Origin of the sequence: Nocardiopsis sp. Huas11 (assembly GCF_003634495.1) — a bacterium.
Classification (GTDB): Bacteria; Actinomycetota; Actinomycetes; order Streptosporangiales; family Streptosporangiaceae; genus Nocardiopsis.
In genome coordinates this window covers 1,361,845-1,386,053 of sequence record NZ_RBKY01000001.1, presented here as the reverse complement: position 1 = coordinate 1,386,053, position 24,209 = coordinate 1,361,845, and the positions used below count along the sequence as shown (strand labels likewise).

17 protein-coding genes and 1 pseudogene are annotated in these 24,209 nt (G+C 73.5%); 15 read left to right on the top strand and 3 right to left on the bottom strand.

From position 1 onward, the window contains the following. The first annotated feature begins 56 nt into the window (after positions 1-56). Positions 57-965, top strand: a complete 909-nt coding sequence (locus DFP74_RS06140) for a lytic transglycosylase domain-containing protein (protein ID WP_121180813.1) — start codon at positions 57-59, stop codon at positions 963-965. 112 nt (positions 966-1,077) lie between these two features. Beyond that, on the top strand, positions 1,078-1,641 hold the full coding sequence (locus DFP74_RS06135; protein ID WP_199725500.1) for a hypothetical protein: 564 nt from the start codon (positions 1,078-1,080) through the stop codon (positions 1,639-1,641). A 46-nt stretch (positions 1,642-1,687) separates the two neighbouring features. Here DFP74_RS06135 and DFP74_RS34875 read toward each other — a convergent pair. Continuing rightward, positions 1,688-1,846 (bottom strand): annotated as a pseudogene (locus DFP74_RS34875) (MarR family transcriptional regulator); the annotation flags it as partial. Positions 1,847-1,902: 56 nt separating this feature from the next. On the opposite strand from DFP74_RS34875, the gene DFP74_RS06125 reads away from it, so the two are divergent. From DFP74_RS06125 to DFP74_RS06110, 4 genes are all read left to right on the top strand, one after another. Next, positions 1,903-2,592 (top strand): RNA-guided endonuclease InsQ/TnpB family protein, encoded by a 690-nt coding sequence (locus tag DFP74_RS06125; protein ID WP_370013348.1) that lies wholly within the window; start codon positions 1,903-1,905, stop codon positions 2,590-2,592. Positions 2,593-2,831: 239 nt separating this feature from the next. After that, positions 2,832-4,565: a glycerol-3-phosphate dehydrogenase gene (gene glpD, locus DFP74_RS06120; RefSeq protein ID WP_121180811.1), complete on the top strand. Its 1,734-nt coding sequence runs from the start codon at positions 2,832-2,834 to the stop codon at positions 4,563-4,565. A 159-nt stretch (positions 4,566-4,724) separates the two neighbouring features. Next, on the top strand, positions 4,725-5,474 hold the full coding sequence (locus DFP74_RS06115) for a response regulator transcription factor (RefSeq protein WP_121180810.1): 750 nt from the start codon (positions 4,725-4,727) through the stop codon (positions 5,472-5,474). 26 nt (positions 5,475-5,500) lie between these two features. Beyond that, complete coding sequence (locus tag DFP74_RS06110; protein ID WP_121180809.1) at positions 5,501-6,898, top strand: HAMP domain-containing sensor histidine kinase; 1,398 nt, start codon at positions 5,501-5,503, stop codon at positions 6,896-6,898. Positions 6,899-6,964: 66 nt separating this feature from the next. On the opposite strand, the gene DFP74_RS06105 is transcribed toward DFP74_RS06110, so the two are convergent. Beyond that, positions 6,965-7,981 (bottom strand): TAXI family TRAP transporter solute-binding subunit, encoded by a 1,017-nt coding sequence (locus DFP74_RS06105; RefSeq protein ID WP_121180808.1) that lies wholly within the window; start codon positions 7,979-7,981, stop codon positions 6,965-6,967. Between the two features lie 157 nt (positions 7,982-8,138). Here DFP74_RS06105 and DFP74_RS06100 point away from each other — a divergent pair, with 157 nt between their 5' ends. From DFP74_RS06100 to DFP74_RS06070, 7 genes are all read left to right on the top strand, one after another. Then, complete coding sequence (locus DFP74_RS06100) at positions 8,139-9,170, top strand: TAXI family TRAP transporter solute-binding subunit (protein ID WP_121180807.1); 1,032 nt, start codon at positions 8,139-8,141, stop codon at positions 9,168-9,170. Positions 9,171-9,184: 14 nt separating this feature from the next. After that, positions 9,185-9,679: a DUF1850 domain-containing protein gene (locus tag DFP74_RS06095; RefSeq protein WP_233570824.1), complete on the top strand. Its 495-nt coding sequence runs from the start codon at positions 9,185-9,187 to the stop codon at positions 9,677-9,679. A gap of 44 nt (positions 9,680-9,723) precedes the next feature. Then, a complete protein-coding gene (locus tag DFP74_RS06090; RefSeq protein ID WP_121180806.1) occupies positions 9,724-11,958 on the top strand; it encodes a TRAP transporter fused permease subunit in 2,235 nt (744 codons plus the stop codon). 1 nt (position 11,959) lies between these two features. Continuing rightward, a complete protein-coding gene (locus tag DFP74_RS06085) occupies positions 11,960-12,985 on the top strand; it encodes a hypothetical protein (protein ID WP_121180805.1) in 1,026 nt (341 codons plus the stop codon). Positions 12,986-13,026: 41 nt separating this feature from the next. After that, entirely contained in the window at positions 13,027-14,526 is a 1,500-nt protein-coding gene (locus DFP74_RS06080) for a 3' terminal RNA ribose 2'-O-methyltransferase Hen1 (protein ID WP_121180804.1), read from the top strand. Next, positions 14,523-17,141 carry a polynucleotide kinase-phosphatase gene (locus tag DFP74_RS06075; protein ID WP_121180803.1) on the top strand — a complete coding sequence of 873 codons (2,619 nt, stop codon included), beginning with the start codon at positions 14,523-14,525 and terminating at the stop codon, positions 17,139-17,141. Before DFP74_RS06080 ends, DFP74_RS06075 begins: the two co-directional genes overlap by 4 nt. 324 nt (positions 17,142-17,465) lie before the next feature. Beyond that, a complete protein-coding gene (locus tag DFP74_RS06070) occupies positions 17,466-19,439 on the top strand; it encodes a translation factor GTPase family protein (protein WP_121180802.1) in 1,974 nt (657 codons plus the stop codon). Between the two features lie 65 nt (positions 19,440-19,504). On the opposite strand, the gene DFP74_RS06065 is transcribed toward DFP74_RS06070, so the two are convergent. Next, complete coding sequence (locus tag DFP74_RS06065; protein WP_121180801.1) at positions 19,505-20,416, bottom strand: LysR family transcriptional regulator; 912 nt, start codon at positions 20,414-20,416, stop codon at positions 19,505-19,507. 72 nt (positions 20,417-20,488) lie between these two features. Between DFP74_RS06065 and DFP74_RS06060 the strand changes: the two genes are divergently transcribed. Then, positions 20,489-21,379, top strand: a complete 891-nt coding sequence (locus DFP74_RS06060) for a DMT family transporter (protein ID WP_121180800.1) — start codon at positions 20,489-20,491, stop codon at positions 21,377-21,379. Between the two features lie 159 nt (positions 21,380-21,538). After that, positions 21,539-23,977, top strand: a complete 2,439-nt coding sequence (locus tag DFP74_RS06055) for an endonuclease/exonuclease/phosphatase family protein (RefSeq protein ID WP_121180799.1) — start codon at positions 21,539-21,541, stop codon at positions 23,975-23,977. The last annotated feature ends 232 nt before the right edge of the window (positions 23,978-24,209 follow it).

Genomic DNA, 24,209 nt, shown 5'->3' with positions numbered 1-24,209 from the left:
CGTACTTTGGTCTCGCATGGTCCTCAGTTGACGAACACGTGAAGGAGGGCGGGGCGATGGGCAAGCGTCGGGCTCCCCGTGGCGATCGGACCGGCGGTCGAGGCCGCGGTCCACTGGTGGCCGCGTGCACGGCCCTGGCCGTGTGCCTGCTGATCACCGGCGGTCTCGTCTACGTCGCCAACCGGATCTCCTCCACGCTCGACTCCTGGTCGGGGCCCTCGTCGGCCGCCGAACAGGAGCCGGAGGACGGATCGATCCAGACCCCGCCGCACGACGAGCTCACCGGCCCGCCGGCCACGTCCGACGTCACCGCCGGCGACGGGTCGGCGGGGGAGTCGGGCGGTGAGGCGGCCGCCGACGCGGGCGCCGACACCGGGGCCGACGAGCAGCAGACCCCGGAGTCCGCCCTGCGGCCCAGCGCCGACTGGCTCGACGAGGTGGCGGAGTCGACCACCATCCCGCGCCGCGCGCTGGAGGGCTACGCCAGCGCCCAGCTCGTCCTGGCCCAGGAGCAGCCCGCGTGCCGCCTGTCCTGGCCGACGCTGGCGGGCATCGGCTACGTGGAGACCAAGCACGGCACGCACGGCGGCGGCGAGCTCGGGGCGGACGGGTCGACCACCATCGACATCATCGGCATCCCTCTGGACGGCACGAACAACACCCAGGCGATCCCGGACACCGACGGCGGCCGCTACGACGACGACACCGAGTGGGACCGGGCGGTGGGTCCGATGCAGTTCATCCCCGGTACGTGGGAGCGGTGGGGCACCTCGCTGGAGGGCGGCGACCCCGACCCGCACAGCATCGACGACGCGGCGCTCTCGGCCGGCCGGTACCTGTGCGGGGGTGGACGCGACCTCACCTCGGCGCAGGACTGGGAGGGGGCGATCCTGACCTACAACAGCTCCCGGACCTACCTCAACGACGTGCTGGCCTACGCGCACGCCTACGCCGACGCCTCGTGAGGACCGACGCCCGCTGAGGTCCGCCGGCCGCGGGGGACCGGCCCCCGGGGTGCGGATGCGCAGACCAGGGGGCGGAGAGGGTGCTCCGGAGGGGCGGTCTAGGCTCACTGCCGTGGACACTCACGCGTCGCTGCTGCGCCGGATCCGGATCTGGATCCTCGTCTTCATCGTGGGCCTGGTCGTCAGCGGGGTCACCGCCTTTCCGCTCCTGGCCGAGGTGCGGCTGCTGGAGACCCTGCTGACCGGACCGCTCGCCCCCGTCGCCGAGCCGCTGCCAGGCCTCGTGGACTGGATCGAACGCGTGCGGGCGGGACTGGCGGCCACGGAGCGGGACCACCCGTTCATCCTCTACGGGACCGACTGGCTGGCCTTCGCGCACCTGGTGATCGCGGTGGCCTTCTACGGTCCATTGCGCGACCCGGTGCGCAACGTGTGGGTGATCCAGTTCGGCATGATCGCCTGCGTGATGGTCGTGCCGCTGGCGCTCGTCTGCGGCCCGATCCGCGGCATCCCCCTTCCCTGGCAGCTGCTGGACATCTCCTTCGGAGTGTTCGGCCTCGTCCCGCTGCTGATCGTGCACCGGATGATCCGGCGCCTGGCGGCCCTGGAGGAACAGGGCGCGGGTGCGGCCGGGGCGTCCGGTCCCTCCTCCCCGGCCGCCGTCGAGTCCGTGTGACGTGGCGGGCTCCGGCGTCGCGCAGGAGCCGGCGGCCCTGCTCGGTGAGGACCGCGCACCGGCTGCGCCGGTCGTCCTCGCAGTGCCGGCGCTCCACCCAGCCGCCCTCGGCGAGCTTGCGGACGGCGTGCGAGATCCGGCTGGGCCGTGTGTGGGGGCGTTCGGCCAGGGAGAATTGTATTATAACGGTTCGGTCATTTTCAATGATTCTCTGGACAGTTTTTCTTGTTTGTCCTCAAAGCCGTATCCAGGTTCGGCAGTGTGTTGGACTATGAAGCTGGTTGCGCAGGTCAAGCTGCTCCCCGGCGAGGCGAGTCGGACCTGGTGTTCCGGGACGGGGTGTGGTTTTCGCACGCCACGTGTGAGGTTCCTGGGGTCGAACAGTACGAACCGGACGGCTTCGTCGGGGTGGACTTGGGCATCGTCGATATCGCCGCCACCTCTTCCGGCTATCGGGCCGCTGGGCGCGGGTTCAACCGGTACCGGCGCCGCCACCAGCGTTTGCGGACCAAGCTGCAGAAAAAGGGGACCAGGTCCGCCAAGCGGTTGCTGAGAAAGCAGCGCCGAAAGGAGTCCCGTCGGGCGCGGGACATCGATCATGTCGTGTCGAAGACGATCGTGACCGGGGCTGAACGCACCGGACGCGGGATCGCCCTGGAAGACCTCAGGGGGATCCGCGAACGGGTACGGCTACGCAGGCCCCAACGGGTCGCGTTGCACTCCTGGGCGTTCGCCCAGTTGGCGCGGTTCATCGTCTACAAGGCCAAACGGGCCGGGGTTCCGATGGTGTTCGTCAATCCGGCCTACAGGTCCCAAACGTGTGCGGAGTGCGACCATGCCGAGAGGGCCAACCGAGTTTCCCAAGCACTTTTCACCTGCCGGGACTGTGGCGTCGTTGCGCACGCGGACCGGAACGCTTCCCGCAACCCTCCTGGATGGGTGGCGAGGTGACACTCGCCGCTGGCCTTCCTGGCCTTCCTGGCCCTGGGCCTGCGCCGGTCCTGACCGCCCCCCGCGCCGCCCCGGGCCTCCACCACGGAGGCGCCGGGGCGCGCCCGCGCGCGGTGTGGTGCCCGCTCCGCCCCGGGCCGCCCCGTTAGCCTGGGATCTCAAGGGCGGTCTGATGGGCGGGTCGTCCGGGTGGGTATGCGCCTGGACGAGAGCGACCATCGAGACGGAGGGACGGGCGGATGGCGACCACCTGGTTGGGACCGAAGGAGCGCGCGGCGTCACTCGTGGCGATGGCCGAGGAGGAGTTCGACGTCCTCGTCGTCGGCGGCGGCATCGTCGGAGCGGGGATCGCGTTGGACGCGGTCTCGCGCGGACTGTCCACGGCGCTCATCGAGGCGCGCGACTTCGCCTCGGGCACCTCCAGCCGATCCAGCAAGCTCATCCACGGCGGCCTGCGCTACCTGGAGCAACTCGACTTCGAGCTGGTCCGCGAGGCCCTGCACGAGCGCGGCCTGCTGCTCACCACGATCGCGCCGCACCTGGTCCGGCCGGTGCCCTTCCTCTTCCCGTTCTCCCACCACTGGGAGCGCGCCTACATCGGCGCGGGCGTCACGCTCTACGACGCGCTGGCACTGACCTCGCGCAACAACCGCGGGCTGCCCGCGCACCGGCACCTGACCAGGTCCGGGGCCCTGCGGGTCTTCCCCGCGCTCAAGCGCGACGCCCTGGCCGGGGCCGTCCAGTACTGGGACGCCCAGGTGGACGACGCCCGCTTCGTCACGACCGTGCTGCGCACCGCCGCCGGCCTCGGCGCGCGCATCGCGCCGCGCGTCCAGGCGGTGGGCTTCCTGCGCGAGGGCGAACACGTGGTCGGGGCCGACGCCGCGGACCTGGAGACCGGCGACCGGGTGCGGATCCGCGCCCGCCAGGTCGTCAACGCGGCCGGGGTGTGGACCGACGACATCCAGGAGATGGTGGGCGGCCGCGGCCAGATCCACGTGCGCGCGTCCAAGGGCGTGCACCTGGTCGTCCCGCGTGACCGCATCCAGGCCTCCTCGGGCATGATCCTGCGCACCGAGAAGAGCGTCCTGTTCGTCATCCCGTGGGGACGGCACTGGATCATCGGCACGACCGACACCGCGTGGGACCTGGACAAGGAGAACCCGGCCGCCAGCCGCGCCGACATCGACTACGTCCTGGACCACATCAACCAGGTGCTGCGCACGCCCCTGGGCCGTGACGACGTCGAGGGCGTGTACGCGGGCCTGCGCCCGCTGCTGTCGGGGGAGTCGGAGCAGACCTCCAAGCTCTCCCGCGAGCACACCGTCGCCCACCCCGTCCCCGGTCTGGTGCTCATCGCGGGCGGCAAGTACACCACCTACCGGGTGATGGCCGAGGACGCCGTGGACGCCGTCGCGCACGGACTGGGCGGCGCGGTGCCCGCCTCGGTCACCGACCGGCTGCCGCTGGTGGGCGCCGACGGGTTCGCCGCCCTGACCAACCAGCGCCACGTGCTCGCGCGCCACTCCGGTCTGCACGTGTCCCGGATCGGCCACCTGCTGCGCCGCTACGGCTCCTCCATCCACGACGTGCTCGCCATGATCCGCGACCGGCCCGACCTGGGCCGCCCGCTGGACGGCGCCGACGACTACCTGCGGGCGGAGGTCGTCTACGCCGCGCAGGCCGAGGGCGCCCGCCACCTGGAGGACGTGCTCTCCCGGCGCACCCGGATCGCCTTCGAGACCTGGGACCGCGGGATCGCCGTCGCCGAGGAGGCCGCCGAGCTGCTCGCCGGCGTCCTGGAGTGGGACGACGAGCAGACCCAGCGCGAGGTGGAGTTCTACCGCAAGGGGATCGAGGCCGAGCGCGCCGCCCAGGAGCAGGACACCGACCAGGAGGCCGACGCGATCCAGCACGGGGCGCCGGAGATCGTTCCCGACACGCACATCCACCGTCCCGGATCGGCGCGCTGACGCAGGCGTCGATCGAGGGCGGCGGTCCGGCCCCCACACAGTGCCCTCCGGGCGATGGCGGGTGACGGGTGGGAGTGTCGCAGGGCACACTCTCGGGCTAGGGTGCGGGTACGACAACCTCCACCCGAGGCCCTGACCTCCCGAAGGATCCCTTCCCCCATGATCAAGGTGCTGCTCGTCGAGGACGACGTCCGTCTCGCCGACGCCCTGGCCGGTGCGCTGGAAGCCCGCGGATACGTGGTCGACCAGGTGCGCACCGGCCAGGCCGCCCTGGCCGCCGCACCGGTCGACATCGTCCTGCTCGACCTCGGCCTGCCCGACATGGACGGCGTCGACCTGTGCCGCCGTCTGCGCGAGCGCGCCGACGGCGGCGACACCGGCGTCATCATGGTCACCGCGCGCGGCCGCCAGACCGAGCGCGTGCGCGGCCTGCGCTCGGGAGCCGACGACTACGTCGTCAAGCCGCTGGCCATCGACGAGTTGTGCGCCCGGATCGAGGCGGTCCTGCGCCGGACCCCGCGCCGCGCCGGAGCCCCGCCCCTGGCCGTCGGACCGCTGCGCGTGGACCTGGCCACACGCACCGTGACCCGCGACGACGCACCCGTGGACCTCACCCGCAAGGAGTTCGACCTCCTGGCCGCCCTGGTCAGGGAAGCGGGGTCGGTGGTCTCCCGCGAGCACCTCCTGCTGCGGGTCTGGCAGACCTCCTGGCCCGGCACCCTGCGCACCCTGGAGGTGCACATCGGCACGCTGCGCTCCAAGCTCGACGTGCCCGGCCTCATCGAGACCGTGCGCGGCGTCGGCTACCGCCTGGTCCCCGCGGGCGGGGACACCGCCGCGCCCGCGGCCGGGAGGGACGACGAGCCGTCCGTGCCGGTCGCTCCCGCCCACACGGCCCGACGGCCCTGACCGCCCGCCGCGGGACGGGGGAGTCGATGCGCCGACGCGTGGTGACCGTGTACGTGGCCCTGCTGGTCGCGGCCTGCCTGGGGCTCGCCGTGCCGCTGTGCGGCAGCATCGCCGCGCGCGGGACCTCCGACATGCTCCTGGACCGCATCAACGACACCGCGCGGTTCGCCGGGCTGGCCGAGCCCAGCGTGCTCACCGGCTCCGAGGACACCCTGGCCGGTGAACTCGCCGCCTACGACCGCCTGTACGGCATCACCGCCCTGGTCGTCGACCGCGACGGCACGGTCGTCGCGGCGTCCCGGGAGGGCGTCACCCTGGCCGACCTGTCCGGGACCGGCGAAGGGGAGGTCCCCGCGGCGGTGCGCACCGCCCTGGCCGGGAACCGGATGGGCGCGGACTCGGTCGTCTACCCCTGGCAGGAGGGGCCGCTCGTGGTCGCCGAGCCCATCGGCCGCTCCGGGGAGACCGTCGGCGCGGCCGTCACGGCCTCGCCGACCGGGGCGCTGCGCCGCGCCACGCTCGGCCAGTGGGCGGTGGCGTGGGCGGCCGCGACCGCGCTGCTCGTCGTCGGCATCACCGCGGCCGGTCCGCTCACCCGCTGGATCCTGCGCCCCATCGACGACCTGGAGGAGGCCACCCGGGCCGTCAGCGACGGGAGCCTGGACGCGCGTGTGCCCACCGCCGCCGGGCCCGTGGAGCTGCGCCGGCTGGGCGACTCGTTCAACCGCATGGCGGACACGATCGCCGCGATGCTGGAGAGCCAGCGCACCTTCGTGGCCTACGCCGGGCACCAGGTGCGCAACCCGTTGGCCGCGCTGCGGCTGCGGGTGGACTCCCTCGGCCGCCACCTGACGCCCGCGGGAGTCCAGGACCACCGCCTGGCCCTGGACGAGGTGGACCGCCTCACCCGGGTGTGCGACAGCCTGCTCACGCTGGCCCGCACCGAGGACGCCGAGCACGCGACGGTCGTGGAGGAGGTCGCCCGCGTGGCCGAGGACCGGGTGGAGTCCTGGCGGCCCATCGCCGAGCGCGCCGGGGCCGTCCTGGAGTGCGAGGCCGCCGAGGACGTGCGGGTGCGGTGCGTGGAGGGGACGCTCGACCAGGCACTGGACGCGCTGATCGACAACGCCCTGAAGTTCGGCGGGGCCGGGGTGCGGATCGTCGTCCGCGTGCACGGGGCCGTCCGGGCCGAGGACGGCACGGAGTACGTGGACGTGCACGTGGTCGACGACGGGCCCGGCCTGCCCGAGGACCAGCTGGGCAGCGCGACCCGGCCGTTCTGGCGCGACGGCCACGACGGCGTGGGCGGCAGCGGGCTGGGGCTGTCCATCGTCGTCACCCTGTTGGAGCTCCAGGGCGCGGCCCTGGAGTTGCGCACGGCCCGCCCGCACGGGATCGACGCCCGCATCCGCCTGCCGCTGTGACCGCCCGGGGGTCCGGGCGGGTTCCGCGGGGGACACCGGTGGCGACGGGGGCGGGCGCCGGGCCCCTCACGGGTCGTACGCGTACTTGACCGACCGGTAGTAGTCGGCGGCGCCGGTGTGCAGCGGCACCGGCAGGGTCGCGATCGCCGACCGCGGATGCAGGTGCTCCGCCACCGGATGGGCCTCGAACAGGGCCCCGCGCGACTCGAAGAGCAGCGCGGTCAGGTCCCGGGCCACGTCGTCGGGCATCCGCTGGTCGACCACGAGCAGACTCGGCACGCCGATCGTGCGCACGGCGGGCACACCCGGGTAGGTCCCGGCGGGCACGGGCAGTTCGGCGAAGTACCCGCCGTGCGCCTCCACCAGCCGGGGGACGTGCTCGGACAGGTCCAGCAGCCGGATGGGATGGCGCTCGGCCAGCGCGACCACGGCCTGGGTGGGCAGGCCGCCCGACCAGAAGAACGCGTCGACGCTCCCCTCCTCCAGGGCCTGGGCCGACCGCTCGATCGAGAGCCGCACGGCCGCCACCGCGGCGCCGTCGGTCGCGGCCGGATCGGCGTCGCCGGGCAGCTGCTCCAGGCCGGCCAGGTCGAGCAGCCGCTCGGCCATCATCTCCGTGCCCGACCCCGAGGCCCCCAGGGACACCGTCGTCCCCGCCAGGTCGGCGACCTCCTCGTAGGGCGAGTCGGCGCTCACCACGACGTGCGTGTGGTTGTCGTACAACCGGGCGATCGCCCGGATCGGCAGGGGTTCGGAGAAGGGCGGCTCGCCGGCGACGGCGAGCGCCGCCACGTCGGCCAGGGTGAAGGCCGCGTCCATCGCGCCACTGGCGACCAGGCGGTTGTTCTCGACGCTGGCGGCGGTGGTGTGGGTGACGATCTCGACGTGGTCGACGTCGTCGGAGACCCGTGACAGCCCCGACCCGTACTCGTGGTAGACGCCGCCCTCGCCGCCCGTGCCCAGGGACAGCACGAGGGGTTCCGGGTCCGGTGGATGCGACCAGGTGAGGAGGGCGGAGGCCACCAGGAAGGCGGCGGCGACGGCGGTGGCCGGCCACAGCCGGTGGCGGGGCGGCCGAGTCATGGCGACACAGTAGCAATACGCCCGCAACCTCAGAAGAGGCTCAATTCACCGGGGCCGGAGTACGGATCGCGACCGGACGACCACTAAGTTGCTCGGGAACGGTGTGGCCCGCGCCACTCCGTACCCCCTGTAGGCATTGCGAGAGGACCCATCGATCATGCGACGCCCGACGTTGACCCTGGCGGCCCTTCCCCTGAGCGCCCTGATGCTGGCCGGCTGCGGGCAGCCGCCCGAGGAACCCGCCGAGGGCGAGCAGGTGGAGCTCGGCAGCGGCCCCGTCCAGAACCAGCTCAACATCGCCACCGGCGGATCCACGGGCGTCTACTTCCCGATCGGCGGCGCCCTGGGCACCATCATCGAGGAGAACATCGACGGCCAGGCCGGCACGGCCGAGACGACCGGCGCCTCGGTGGAGAACATCCGCCTGCTCGGCGGCGGTGAAGCGCACATGGCCATCGTCCAGGGTGACGCCGCCGACCAGGCCTTCACCGGGACCGCCGACTTCGAGGGCGCGCCCGTGGAGACCTACTCTCTGGCGGTGCTCTACCCCAACGTCTTCCACGCCGTGACCCTGCAGGCCACCGCCGAGTCCGAGGGCCTGGAGTGCTTCTCCGACGTGGTCGGCACGCGCTACTCCGTCGGCGACGTCGGCAGCGGCAACGAGGCCACCACCAACCAGGTCTTCCAGTCCCTGGAGATCGCCCAGACCGAGATCGAGCTGGACCAGCTGGGCTACGCCGAGACGGCCGCCGCCCTGTCCAACGGCCAGCTCGACGCCGGCTCGTGGGTGGTCGGCGAGGGCCACGCCGGCATCACGGAGCTCGCCACCACCGAGGACATCCACATCATCCCGATGTGCGACGACGAGCGCTCCGCGGTCGTCAACGGCTACGGCGGCTACACCGAGCACACCATCCCGGGCGGCACCTACCCCGACGTCGACGAGGACGTCGAGACCATCGCGGTCTGGAACGCGCTCGTGGTGTCCGGCGAGTTCAACGAGGACCAGGCCTACGACATCACCGCGGCCATGTTCGAGCACATGGACCAGATCGTGTCCGTGTACGGCCCGGGCGAGGACTACCTGGTGCCCGAGACCATCGAGAACAGCCCCGTCCCGGTCCACCCCGGCGCGGTGCGCTTCTACGAGGAGCAGGGCATCGAGATCCCCGAGGACCTGAAGCCCTGAGATCCCTCCTGACGGTGCCCCGGGTCTGCGGCGTCATCGCCGCCGCGGCCCTGGGCGCCCTGCTCCTACCGGTGTGGCCCGTGCTCCGGGTGAGCGACGAGGGCTCCACCATCGGCTACCTGCCGCTGTCCGAGGGAGAGCGGTTCACCATCACCTACGTGCACTCCATCGACCACCTGCCGATCGAGGAGGACCTCGTCCTCCGCGACGGCCGCCTGGTGGCCGAGACCACGCGCATCCGCCAGTTCGGCGCCGGCATGGGACAGATCCCCGGGGAGGGCACCGGCTACGCCGACGGTGAGTGGTGGGTCATCGACGACCTGGGCCGCGACGTCGGCACGGAGCTGGCCCTGCGCGTGGGGTCGCCGAGCGTCGACCACCGCCTCGTGGCGGACGGCACCGAGGTCCGGCTCTCCCCGTGCCTGGCCGCCCATCGGGTCACCCTGGACCCCGCTCGGGCGGCGACCCTGCCCCTGCTGATCAGCGGTGCCCCGAACCCCCGGTGCTGACCTCCCCGGCACCGGCCACCGGCCACACGAACTGAGGAACGACCATGGTTGAGCCGACCCCCGACTCCGAGACCCGGAGCAGACCGACAGGCGGAGCCTCCGACGCGATCCCCGACGTCGAGGGCATCGAGGCCTCCCGGGGCCTGGGCCCCGTCTGGACGCAACTCGCCGAGAAGCGGTGGGGGCCGGGCCGCGGAGCCTCGGCCGTCGGGCTCCTGATCCTGCTCCTGGCGGTGGGACTCACCGGGTTCCAGCTCTACATCGCGCTCTGGGCGGGACTGGACGCGCGCCAGCAGCGGCTCCTGCACCTGATGCTCACCATGGTCATGGCGTTCCTGATCCTTCCGCCCTTCAAGATGGAGGGCAAGGGCGGCTGGACGGTCCGCCTCCTCACCCTGGCCCTCACCAGAGCGCGGGGCAACACCGCGCCCGCGGGGCTGCTCACGTCCCTGCGCTGGGTCGGCGGGATCATGGACGTGGTCCTGATCGTCGCCGCCGTCGTGGTGAGCCTGTACCCGATCGCCTACCAGGCCGAGCTCGCCTCCAGGGCCGGCGCCTACACCGAGACCGACTGGCTCCTGGGCGTGGTCCTGATCGTCGTGCTGCTGGAGGCCACCCGGCGGGCCGTCGGCCTGGCCATGGTCATCATCGTCAGCGCGTTCATGTACTACGCGATGGCCGGGTGGATGATCCCCGGCCAGTTCGGGCACTCCGGCGCCCGGATCGAGCGCATCGCCACGCAGAGCTACCTGGGCGACGGCGTCTACGGCCTCACCCTGGGCGTGGTCGTCACGTTCGTGTTCGTCTTCATCCTGTTCGGCGCGCTGCTGTCCAAGACGGGCGGCGGCAACTTCTTCGTCAGCCTGGCCTACGTGCTCACCGGCCGGATGGTCGGCGGACCCGCCAAGGGCGCCGTCCTGGGCAGCGCCATGATGGGGTCGGTGTCCGGCAGCGCCATCGCCAACGTCGTCACCACCGGCCCGTTCACCATTCCGCTCATGCGAAGGGTCGGCTACAAGAGGCACGACGCGGCGGGGATCGAGGCCGCGGCCTCCACCGGCGGACAGGTCCTGCCGCCCATCATGGGCGCGGGCGCGTTCATCATGGCCGAGCGCATCGGCATCCCCTACGCCGACATCGTCAAGGTGGCCATCCTCCCGGCGCTGCTGTACTTCGGCGTGATGTTCCTGTTCGTGGACATCCTGGCCCGCAAGTACGACATCGGCCGCGACAAGGACGAGGCGCTGCCGCGCATGCGCACGGTGATGCGGGCGGGCTGGCACTTCCTGGCCCCGCTGGTCCTGCTCATCGTGCTCCTGCTCAACTACGTCTCGCCCACCCAGGCCGGTCTCTACGCGTGCGGCGCCCTGCTGGTGGTCACGGTGCTGCGCTGGATGGTGACCGAGGCGGTGTTCGCGGTGCGCAGCGGGCGCCTGCGCCTCACGCGCCGGGACCTCCTGCGGCTGTTCATCGACTTCCTGGAGGTGTTCGTCCTGGCGGCGCGCAACACGCTGCCGGTGTCGGTCGCCTGCGCGGTGGCGGGCATCATCGTCGCCATGGTCGGACTGACCGGCCTGGGCCTGACCCTGTCGCACGTGATGCTCACCGTGTTCGCGGGCAACCTGCTGCTGACCCTGCTCATGGTGGCCGTCGCGTCGCTCATCATGGGCATGGGCCTGCCGGTCACCGCCTCCTACGTGGTCCTGGCGGTCCTGGCCGTCCCCGCGCTGGAGGAGCTGGGGCTGGCCGTGATCGTCGCGCACATGATCGTGTACTGGTACAGCCAGGACTCGAACGTGACGCCGCCGGTGGCCTTCGCCGCGTTCGCCGCGGCCGGGGTGGCCGAGGCCAGTCCGATGCGGTCCGGGGTGTCGGCGTGGAAGTTCGCCAAGGGCCTGTACCTCATCCCCGTCCTCATGGCCTACACGGCGCTGATGGCGCTGGACGGCCCGATCGACGACGTCGTCGTGGCGGTCGCGAGCGGCTGCGTCGCACTGGCGGCGTCGGCGATCGCGATCGAGGGCTACTTCCTGCGGCGCACGCTGATCGGCGAGCGCGTGGGCCTCATCCTGGCCGCGGCGCTGGTCATGGTGGCGCCGGAGTGGAGCGCGCTGTTCCACAACGCCCTGTCGGCGACGGTCGACCCCGGCGTGTTCGTCGGCGCCGGATCGGTGCTGGGCGTGGTCCTGATCGGTCTGCAGGTCTTCCAACACCTGCGCGACCGCCCCCGGAAGGACGATCCGGCCGACGCGCCGGCGAAGGCGGCTACGCTCGGCTGACATGTGGGGATTCAGGAGGACACCGGGGCGGCACGGCGGCGGAGCGGGGGCGGCACTGGTCTCCGCCGCCCTCGGCACGGACCCGGTCCTGCGGGCCGGCTGCGCGTCCGTGGCCGAGGGCGAACCGGGCGCGGGGCTGACCCTGCTCGCCGAGACCAGGGGGGACGCCGAAGCACGGGTGTACCGTGCCGAGGCCCTGGGCCGTGCCGCCGCCGACGACCCGGGCGCGGTCGCCGCGCTCGCCCGGTCCGGGTCGGGGGACGGTGAGGAGCGGGCCGACGTCCTGCTCTGGCTCGGGTACGCGCTGCTCGCCGGGGCCGTGCGCCGCTCCGGCGGGAGCGCCGAGGCCGACCGCAAGGGCGTGGCCGCCGCCCTGGAGGAGGCCCGCGGCCCCTTCGAGGCCGCCGCGCGCCTGGACCCCGACGACGCCGCCCCCTGGGCCGGGCTGCAGACCGTGGCGATGGGCCTGGGCGCCGACCGCGCGGACAAGGACCGGCTCTGGGCCGAGACGACCGCGCGCGCACCGCACCTGTTCGCCGCCCACATGACCCGCGTGCGCTCCCTGGCGTCCACGCGCGGCGGATCCACCGAGGAGATGTTCGCGACCGCGGGCGCCGCCGCCGACTCCGCGCCCGAGGGCAGTCCGCTGCCCGCCGTGCTCGCCCTCGCCCACGCCGAACACCTGCGCGCCGAGGAGCGCAGGCTCAGCGAGGAGGGCAAGAGCGACTTCATCGTGCGGATGGCCCTGGGGCGGCTGCACGGCGAGCCCGTGCAGGAGCTGTTCGAGCTGGCCCGCGCGTGGGCGGGAGCCGCCGACCCGCACGTGCGCGACGTCCAGGCCCACCACCTGTTCGGCTGGGCCTTCCACCGGGCCGGGCTCACCGACGCGGCGCGCTGGCACCTGGCGGCCGCCGACGGATACGTCTGCGACCTGCCGTGGTCGTTCTTCGGCGACGCCCGCGCGCAGGCCGCGCGGGCGATGGCCGATGTCGGCCTGGACCCGTCCCGTCCGCCGGACGCGCTCTAAACCACTGGTCGCCCGGTGACCGCCTGGGACACAATGCTCGGGTGCTACTGACGATCACCACCCACGCGACCACGGCGCGTCCCGCCACGGATCTCGGCTTCCTGCTGCACAAGCATCCCGACCGGGTCCAGAGCTTCGAGCAGTCCTTCGGCACCGCCCATCTCTTCTACCCCGAGGCCGGCGAGGAGCGCTGCACCGCCGCGCTCCTGCTGGAGGTGGACCCGCAGGCCCTGCTCCGGTCGCGCACGTCGGTCAGCACCCCCGACTTCGCCCTCGCCCAGTACGTCAACGACCGGCCCTACGCCACGTCGTCGCTGTTCACGGTGGCGCTGGGCAAGGTGTTGCGCACCGCGCTGCGCGGCCGGTGCGACGCGCGCCCGGAACTGGCCGCCACCCCGCTCCCGCTCGAACTGCGACTACCCGCGGTGCCCTGCCGGGCCGGGGCGGAGCGTGCCCGCGCGCTCTTCGCACCGCTCGGCTGGACGGTGGCGGCCGAGCCGGTGCCGCTCGACCCCGGCCTGCCGGGATGGGGCGACTCCCACTACCTGTCGCTCACCCTCACCGGCACCGTGCGGCTGTCCGAGGCGCTCAGCCACCTGTACGTGCTGCTGCCCGCCATGGACGGCCACAAGCACTACTGGGTGGACGAGACCGAGATCGACAAGCTCCTGCGCGCGGGCGGCTCCGACGAGGGCCCGGGCTGGCTGTCCGGCCACCCCGAGCGCGACTGGATCACCCGCCGCTACCTCGGCCGGCGCGAGCGCTACGTGCGCACGGCCCTGGCCCGGCTGGCCGAGGCCGACGACCTGGTGGAGGACGAGGACGCCGACGCCCCGAGGGTCGAGGAGGACGGCGCCGCGGCCCCGCGCGAGGAGCGCGCTGCCTCGCTCGCCGACCAGCGCGCGGGCGCCGTGCTGTCCGTGCTGCGCTCCGAGGAGGCGCGCAGCGTCATCGACCTGGGCTGCGGGCCGGGCCGGCTGCTGGAGCGCCTGGTCGCCGACGCCACCCTGGAGCGGATCACCGGTGTGGACGTGAGCACCGTCAGCCTGGAGCACGCCCACCGCAGGCTCTGCAAGGGATGCGACCCGAACGGGCGCGGCCGCCACCGGCCCCTGTTCGCCGACGCCGTGCCGTCCCGGTCGGGTGGCCAGGACGGGCGGCCGCGCCCCGAGCTGCTCGTGGGATCGGTCGTGTACCGCGACCGCCGCTTCGAGGGCTACGACGCCGCCGTGCTGATGGAGGTGATCGAGCACCTGGACCCCTCCCGGCTGCCGGCCATGGAGGAGGTCGTGTTCGGCGCGGCCCGGCCCCGCGTCGTGGTGGTCACCACGCCCAACGCCGAGTACAACACGCACTACGAGGGCCTGGCCGAGGGCGCGTTCCGGCACGGCGACCACCGCTTCGAGTGGACGCGCGCCGAGTTCACCGCCTGGGCCGACCGGGTGGCCGCGGCGCACGGCTATCGAGTCCGCCACCTGCCCGTGGGCGCCGAGCACCCCGAGACCGGCGCACCGACCCAGATGGGAGTCTTCACCTCATGAGCGACGACGAGAGGGCCGCGGCCACCGCGCCGCGCGTGCTCGGCGTGCCCGAGATGGGGCTCGTCGTGCTGATCGGGGTGTCCGGCTCCGGCAAGTCCACGTTCGCCGCCCGGCACTTTCGCCCCACGCAGGTGATCGGCTCCGACTACTGCCGGGGCCTGGTCAGCGACGACGAGAACGACCAGTCGGCCAGCGCCGACGCGTTCGCGCTGCTGCACACCATCGTGGACATCCGCCTGCGCCGGGGCCTGCTCACGGTCGTGGACGCCACGAACGTGCAGAGCAAGGCCCGCGCGCAGCTCGTGCGGGTGGCCAAGGACAACGACGTGCTGTGCACGGCCATCGTCCTGGACGTGCCCGAGGCCCTGGCCGTCCAGCGCAACCGGGAGCGCCCCGACCGCGATTTCGGCGACCACGTGATCCGCCGCCAGCGGCGCGACCTCAGGCAGAGCGTCAAGCGCCTGGACCGCGAGGGCTTCCGCCGGGTGCACGTCCTGCGCGGCCCCGAGGAGATCGACGCCGCCGTCGTCGAAACGGAGAAGGGCTGGACCGACAAGCGCGAGCTGACCGGGCCCTTCGACATCGTCGGCGACGTGCACGGATGCCGTGAGGAGCTGGAGGAGCTGCTCACCGGCCTCGGCTACGAGCTCGCCCGCGATGAGCGCGGCCGGGCGACGGGCGCCCGCCACCCCGAGGGGCGCACGGCGGTGTTCGTCGGCGACCTCGTGGACCGCGGCCCCGACAGCCCGGGCGTGCTGCGCCTGGTCATGGGCATGGTCGCCGACGGCGACGCCCTGTGCGTGTCGGGCAACCACGAGAACAAGCTCGTGCGCGTGCTCAAGGGCGCCAAGGCCAGGATCACGCACGGCCTGGAGGTGACCCTGGAGCAGATGGCGGCCGAGAGCGACGAGTTCCGCCGCGAGGTCCTGGCCTTCTGCGACGGCCTGATCAGCCACTACGTCCTCGACGAGGGGCGTCTGGTCGTCGCGCACGCCGGCCTGAAGGAGGAGTACCACGGGCGCGCCTCCGGTCGCGTGCGCTCGTTCGCGCTCTACGGCCAGACCACCGGTGAGTCCGACGAGTACGGCCTGCCGGTGCGCCTGCCCTGGGCGCGCGACTACCGGGGCAAGGCGGCGGTCGTCTACGGCCACGTGCCCACGGTCAAGGCCGAGTGGCTCAACAACACCATCTGCCTCGACACCGGCTGCGTGTTCGGCGGCAAGCTCACCGCCCTGCGCTATCCGGAACGGGAACTGGTCGAGGTGGCCGCCCACGAGGTCTGGTACGAGCCGACCCGGCCGCTCCAGGAGGACGTGCGGCCGGGCGGTGAGTCCTCCTCCGGCACGGAGCGGGGCCCTGGCGACACCGTGGACATCACCGACGTGGGCGTGGGCGCGAGCGACTCCGGCCCCGGTCTGTCCGTGGCGACCGAGCACGGCACCGTGCGCGCCGACGGCGGCAGCACCCTGGCCGCCCTGGAGGTGATGAGCCGTTTCGCGGTCGACCCGCGCTGGCTGCTCTACCTGCCGCCGACCATGGCGCCCGCCCCGACCTCCGCCGAGCCCGGCCTGCTGGAGCACCCCCGGGAGGCGTTCGGGTCCTACCGCGGCTCCGGCATCGGCCAGGTCGTGTGCCAGGAGAAGCACATGGGCTCGCGCGCCGTCGCGGTCCTGTGCAAGGACGAGGCCGCCGCCGCGCGCCGGTTCGTGCCGGGGCGGACGGGCACGCTCTACACCCGCACCGGACGCCCCTTCTTCACCGACCCCGAGGTGCAGGCGGAGGTGGTGGACCGGCTCCGCCAGGCCGTCACCGACGCCGGGCTGTGGGAGAAGCTGGGCACCGACTGGATCGCCCTGGACGGGGAGGTGCTCCCGTGGTCGGCCAAGGCCCGGGCCCTGATCCGCGAGCAGTACGCGTCCGTGGGCGCCGCGGCGCGCGCCGCGCTGCCCGCCGCGGCCGAGGCACTGGCCGCGGCCGCCGGGCGGGGCCTGGACGTGGGCGCGCTCGCGGACACGGTGGCGCGCCGCGAGGAGCAGATGGCCGAGTTCAGCCGGGTGTACAGGCGCTACTCCTGGGACACCGACGGCGCGGCCGGACTCCAGTACGCGCCGTTCATGCTGCTGGCGGCCGAGGGCCACGAGTACACCGGAACCGACCACCTGTGGCACATGGCCGTGGCCGAGCAGCTGGCCGAGGCGAGCGGCCTGGTCCGCCCCACCCGCTACCTGGTGGTGGACACCACCGACCCCGCGGCCTGCGACGCCGCCGCCGACTGGTGGCGCGACCTCGTCGCCGCCGGCGGTGAGGGCATCGTCGTCAAGCCGGTCCTGGGCGCCCGTGCCACGGGCCGCAAGGGCCTGGTCCAGCCCGGCCTGAAGGTCCGCGGGCCGGAGTACCTGCGGATCATCTACGGGGCCGACTACACCGACCCCGACCGGCTGGCCGTGCTCAGGGACCGGAACCTGGGCCGCAAGACCGGCCTGGCGATGCGCGAGCACAAGCTCGGGCTGGAGGCGCTGGCGCGCCACGCCCGGCGCGAACCGCTGTGGCGCGTGCACGAGCCGGTGTTCACGACCCTGGCGCTGGAGTCGGAGCCGGTCGACCCCCGGCTGTGAGCACGAGCCAGAGCGGTCCCGCTCGCCTTGACCCCAGGGGGTTGGTCGGGCCAAAGCAGGAAGGACCGCGCCGAAGGCGTCCGTTGAGGGCGGTGGCGGGCGACGGTGTGGGCACGAGCGGCGGCCCAAAGAAAGCACGGTGAGGGCGCCGTCTTCAAGGCGCCCGAATAAACCGGTTGCGCGGACGCGGCGGCGCGCAGCACGATCGTGTCGACACCCCGGCGGACCCGCCGGGGTGCGGCCACGGCGAGGAGACAGGCATGCGGCGTTCCCACGGAGATTTCGAGCCCATCCGGACACGAATTCCCGAGGGACCCCTCACGCATGACCTCCACTCTGAACATCGGCGTGCTCGCCCACGTCGACGCGGGTAAGACCAGCCTCACCGAGCGCCTGCTCTTCGAGGCCGGAGCCATCCACCGGCTGGGCAGCGTCGACGCCGGTGACACGACCACCGACACCGGCGACATCGAACGCGAGCGCGGCATCACCATCCGCACCGCCGTGGCCGGGTTCCGGGTCGGCCGGACCCGGGTCAACCTCATCGACACCCCCGGCCACACCGACTTCGTCGCCGAGGTGGAGCGCGCCCTGGCGGTGCTCGACGGCGCGGTGCTGGTGGTCTCCGCCGTCGAAGGGGTCCAGGCCCACACCCGGGTGCTCATGCGCGTGCTGCGCGAGTCCGGGCTGCCGGTGCTGCTGTTCGTCAACAAGACCGACCGCGCCGGCGCCCGGCCGGAGCGGGTGACCGCCGAGATCAGGCGGCGGCTCACCGACCGCGCCATGGACACCGTGCGGGACGCGGGCACACCGCACGCGCGCACCGAGCCGGGGCGGTGGCGGGACCCGGCGTTCGCCGGCCGCGTCGCCGAGGCCCTCGCCGAGCACGACGACGCGCTGTTGGCCGCCCTGGTCGAGGACCGCCCGCCACCCGGGCCGGGCGCGCTCACGGCGGCGCTGCGGCACCAGGTCGGCTGCGGACTCGTGTACCCGGTCCTGTGCGGCTCGGCGGTCACGGGCGACGGGGTCGGCGCGCTGTCGCGGGCGCTCACCGCCCTGTTGCCGGTGACCACGGCGTCGCCCGACGAGGGCGGCGGGCAGGAGCCCCGGGGCACGGTGTTCGCGATCGAGCGCGCCCCCTCCGGGGAGAAGACGGGGTACCTGCGGCTGCGTGCCGGGTGCCTGGCGCCCCGCGCGCACGTCGAGTTCGAGCGCGCCGACCCGGCCGACGGCGGGCCGCACCGGGGACGGATCATCGGGCTGGAGGTCGTCGGGGCGGAGGACGAGCGGTCCCGGCCCCTGGTCGCCGGGGAGATCGGCCGGATCCGGGGACTGCCCGGGCTGCGGGTCGGGGACCGGATGGGCCCGCCCGCCGCGGTGGCGGGCTTCGCGCGGCCCGCGCTGGAGGCGGTCGTGCGCCCGCGGGACGGCGGCGACGCGACGCGCCTGCACGCCGCGCTGACGGCGCTCGCCGACCAGGACCCGCTGATCCGCCTGCGCACCGTCCCGGAGGAGGGCCTGTCGGTCCTGCTCTACGGGGAGGTCCAGAAGGAGGTCATCGCCGCCACGCTGGCCGACGACTTCGGCGTGCGGGCCGTGTTCGAGCGCAGCAGGACCACGCACACCGAGCGCCCGGCGGGCACCGGGTCGGCGGTCGAGGAGATCTCGCCGCGGCGTCCCGTCGGCGCGTGGGCCACGGTCGGCCTGCGCGTCGACCCGGCCGGGGAGGGCACGGGGGTCGTGTTCCGCCGCGTGGTGGAGTACGGCGCGCTGATCGGGGCCTTCGACCGGGCCATCGAGGAGACCGTCCGCGAAACCCTGCGCCAGGGCCTGTACGGGTGGCCGGTGACCGACTGCGCGGTGACGCTGATCCGCAGCGGCTTCCTTCCCCCGACCACGCCCGCCGACTTCCGCGAGCTGACCCCGCTCGTGCTGATGCGGGCGCTGGACCGGGCGGGCACGCGTGTGTTCGAGCCGGTCCACGGCTTCGAGCTGGAGGTCCCGGCGGACGTGCTGGGCCCCGTGACGGCCCGGCTGAACGGACTGGGAGCGCGCGTGCGCGAGACCGTCGAGACCGTCGAGGGGTGGAGGCTGACGGGCGAGGTCGCGGCGCGGTCGGTGGACGACTTCCGGGCCGAGCTGCCCGGCCTGTCACGGGGTGAGGGCGTGTGGTGGACGTCTCCGGCGAGGGAGTGCCCGGTGAGGGGGCCGGTGCCCCGCAGGGCCCGCACCGACGGCAACCCGCTGGACTACGAGGAGTACCTGGTGCACCGCGCCAACGCCCGGCGGCGGGGCTGAGACGGCCCTGGCCATCGCGGACCCGGGAGGCCACCGCGGCCCGGGGACGCCGCGCATGACGCGGCCTAGTCGTCCACGCGTTCCCGCACCACCGTGTGCAGCGTGTCCAGGACCCGGGCGAGGGACGGATGCGTCCGGCTGCCGCGCCGTACGGCCGTGACCAGCCGGCGCGAGGGCCGGGACGGCCCCCTCAGGCGCACCCGCCGCACCGGGTGCTCGGGCGGTACCGGGGCCAGCCGCGGGATCAGGCACACACCGAAGCCGTGCGCGACCAGCGCCGAGATCGCGAACCACTCCCTGGCCTCGTGCGCGACGTGCGGCGTGAACCCGGCCGCGGTGCAGGAGGTGAGGAGGAGCCGGTACTGGTCGGCGCGCGCGGGCGAGGCGATCCAGTCCTCGTGCGCGGCCTCGGCGAGGTCCGCGCCGGCCCGCGCGGCCAGCGGATGGCCCTCCGGCACGAGCAGGTCCTGGGGTTCGTCCAGCAGCGGCCGCTGGTCGAAGCGTTCGTCGGTGGGAGGCGGGCTGTCCGCGGTCGGGATCAGCACCGCGAGGTCGGCGCGCCCGCTGAGCAGCAGGGGGAAGCAGTCATCGCTCTCCTCCTCGCTGACGTGCACGTCCACGTCCGGGTCGACCGCACGCAGGCGTGCGACCGCGGGGGCGACGAGTTCGGCCACCGCGCTGGAGACCGCGCGGATCCGTACCCGGCCCGCCGTGCCGTCCACGTGCGCCGCCAGGTCCGCGCGTGCCCGCTCCCACTGGGCGAAGAGCGTGTCGGCGTGCCCGAGCAGCGTGTGCGCGGCCGCGGTGAGCCGGACCCGGCGCCCCTCCGCCTCCAGCAGGGGAACGCCCACCTCCCGGGCCAGGTGCTGGAGCTGCTGGGAGACGGTCGAGGGGGTCAGGTGCAGCACGTGCGCGGTGGCGGTGACCGTGCCCTGCTCGTGCAGCACCCGGAGGGTCTGGAGTCGCGCGTCGATCATGTGGCCATTCAACACGAACATGTACGGAAAGATTCGATGGACACGAACGGACGGTCGCCCGAGCCTGGAGGTATGACGGCTTCCCGACACATCCCCGCGTCGAGCGGTCCGCGCCGCTCCGGGGTCCTGTTCGCCCTCGGCAGCGTGTGCACCGTCCAGTCCGGGCAGGCGCTGGGCAAGTACCTGATGGCCGCGACCGGGCCCGCGGGCGTGGTCGTCCTGCGCCTCGGCTTCGCCGCGCTGTTCCTGCTGACCGTGCGGCCCCGGCCGCCCCGGGACCGGGCCTCGGTCCTCCTCGTGCTGGGCTGGGGCACCGCGATCGCCGGGATGAACACCATCTACCTCGCGTTGCAGTACCTCCCGCTGGGGGTCGCGGCGACCCTCCAGTTCGCCTCCGGCCCCCTCGTGCTGTCCCTGCTCGGCGCCCGTCGGCGCGGCCACGTGGCGTGGGCGCTCCTCGCGGGGTGCGGCGTCCTGCTCTTCCACTCGCCGGGCGCGGATCCGCTGCCCCTGCTCGGGGTGCTCCTGGCGGTGGCCTCCGGTGTGTCCATGGGCCTCTACCTGGCGCTGAGCAGCCGGGCGGGCGCGCGCGACACGGACGGCTCCCCGCTGGCGTGGGCGGTCCTGTGGGCCGCCGTGCTCTGGGCGCCCGCCGCGCTCCTGGCGGGCCGGCCGCTGTGGGATCCGGGGCTGTTGCTCCCGGGCCTGGTCCTGGCCCTGGTCTCGACCGTGCTGCCCTACCGGCTCGACCTCGCCGCGCTGCGGCGCCTCCCGCCCCGCACGATGGGCGTCCTGGTCAGCCTCGAACCCGTGGTGGGGGCCCTGGCCGGTCTGGTGCTGCTCGGCGAACGGCTCGCGCTCCCGCAGTGGCTCGCGGTGGTGTGCGTGGCGGGGGCCTGCGCCGGGGCCGTGGCCACCGCGCCCCGCCGCAAGGAGTCCTTGAAGGATCACACCAAGGCGTAGGGGCACACGTCTCGTCGGATCCCACCAACTATCGCCCGCTTCGTCTCCATTTCACGTCGCCTCTTTCGGTCGGACATCCGAACGGGCCATGATGTGCCCGCCCCCCACCCCCTCGCACCCCAACCCTGGATCACCACCCCCGACCAGACCGGAGAAGGCGTGTCCCCCAGCAGAACCCCCTCCAGACGTGTGCTCGCGTCCGCCACGGCGGTGACGGCGCTCACCCTGACCGCCTCGCTCTGCGCGGCCCTGCCGGCCGCGGCCGAGGCCACCGGCCCCGTCATCGGCGAGGTCTACGGCGGCGGCGGCAACAGCGGCGCCGACCTGCGCAACGACTTCGTCGAACTCGGCAACCCCACCGACGCCGCCGTCGGCCTCGACGGCTGGAGCGTGCAGTACCTGCCCGCCCGACCCGGCGACTCCACCCGGGTCCAGGTCACCCCGCTGGGCGGCGAGATCGGGCCGGGCGACTCCTACCTGGTGGGCCAGGGCCCGGGAGCCGGCGGCACCGTCGACCTGCCCGCCCCCGACGCCACCGGCGGCACCGCCATGGCCGCGGGCTCGGGCGTGGTCCTGCTGGTGGAGGGCACCGAGCCGGTCTCCTGCCGGACCGCCGCCGCGTGCGTCGAGGAGGAGGGCGTCGCCGACCTCGTCGGCTACGGCTCGGCCGTCGTCTTCGAGGGCGCTCCCGCCCCGGGCGCGAGCAACACGACCTCGGTCGCCCGCGACGCCGACCTCACCGACACCGACGACAACGGCGCCGACTTCACCGCCGGAGCCCCCACCCCCACCAACACGGCCGGGGAGACCGTCGGCGACGGCGGCGGCACCGACCCCGACGACCCGGTCGAACCCGGTGACCTGCGCGTCCACGACGTCCAGGGCACCACCCGCACCTCGCCCCTGGAGGGCGAGACGGTCAGCGGACTGCCCGGCGTCGTCACCGCGGTGAACGCCTTCGGCAGCGCGCGCGGCTTCTGGTTCCAGGACACCGGGGGCGACGGCGACCCGCGCACCAGCGAGGCGCTCTTCGTCTTCACCGGCTCCACGACCCCCGACGTGTCCGTCGGCGACGAGGTCCTCACCGCCGGACGGGTGAGCGAGTACCGCCCCTCCACCGGGAGCCAGAGCGTCACGCAGCTGGACCAGGCCCGCTGGACGGTGCTGTCCGAGGGCAACGACGTGCCCGAGTCCGTCGACCTGGACGGGGACACCGTCCCCGACGCCTACGCCCCCGACCACGGCGGTGACACCACCGGTCTGGAACTGGAGCCGGACACCTACGCCCTGGACTTCTGGGAGGCCCACGAGCACATGCTCGTGCGCGTGGAGGACGCCCCCGTGATCGGCGCGACCGACGCCTACGACGCGCTGTGGGTGACCGCCAAGCCCGACGAGAACCGCACGGCCAACGGCGGCGCGCACTACGGCTCCTACGACGAGCCCAACACCGGGCGGGTCAAGGTCGAGTCCCTGCTCGACCTGGAGCAGCACCCCTTCCCCCAGGCCGACGTCGGCGACACCCTGACCGGCGTCACCGAGGGCCCGGTCTACTACAGCCGGTTCGGCGGCTACCTCGTGCGCGCCACCACCATGGGCGAACTCGCCGCCGGCGGCCTGGAGCGAGTCCCCGCCCGCGACGCCGAGCGGTACGAGGTCTCCGTGGCCACCTACAACGTCGAGAACCTCGACGGCGAGGACGACCAGGCCAAGTTCGACGCCCTCGCCGAGGGCGTCGTCGACTACCTGGGAGCGCCCGACATCATCGGCCTGGAGGAGATCCAGGACAGCAACGGACCCGTCAGCGACGGCACCGTGGACCCCGACGTCACGATGGACCGCCTCGTGGCCGCGATCGAGGCCCAGGGCGGCCCCTCCTACGAGTGGCGGCAGATCAGTCCGCAGGACGGGCAGGACGGCGGCCAGCCCGGCGGTAACATCCGCAACGTCTTCCTCTTCAACCCCAAGCACGTGCGGTTCGTCGACGTGGAGGGCGGTGACGCCACCACCGCGGTGGAGGTCACCGAGGGCCCCCGGGGCGCCGAGCTCAGCGTCTCGCCCGGCCGGATCGAGCCCCAGGACGAGGCCTGGGACAACAGCCGCAAGCCGCTGGTGGGCCACTTCCGCGCCAAGGGCCGCGACGTGTACGTCGTGACCAACCACTTCAACTCCAAGGGCGGCGACCCGTCGCTGCACGGTGTCGTGCAGCCGCCGAACCGCACAAGCGAGGTGCGGCGCAACGCCCAGGCACGGCTCGTCCGCCAGTTCGCCGAGGACCTGCTCGCGGTCGACCCGCAGGCGAACCTCATCGTCATGGGCGACCTGAACGACTTCCCGTTCTCGCCCACCCTGGACATCCTCACCGCCGACGGCCTGCTGGCCAACCCGATGGACGGGCTGCCGGAGGAGGAGCGCTACAACTACGTGTTCGACGGCAACTCCCAGGCGCTCGACCACATCCTGGTCAACGGCGCCCTGGCCCACCGGATGGACTACGACGTCGTGCGCCTCAACTCCGAGTTCCACGACCAGGTCAGCGACCACGACCCGCAGGTGCTGTGGTTCGACACCCGTCAGGGCCCGCCCCACCGCCCCTGACCCCTGACCCCTGACCCCTGACCCACGATGGGGCCCGCACCGCCGGTGCGGGCCCCTCGCGTGTATCGGGCCGTCCTGCTCGCGGGTCCACAGGGGGTTCGCTCGGGGCGCGCCGGTGTTCTGCATGCCGTGGGCGTAGCTGTTCTGCAGGCCGTGGGCGTAGCTGAACCGAGGAACGAGCGCCAGCACGCACTCGGCCGAAGAACACTGGCTTCCGGGCGCCCGGAGCACG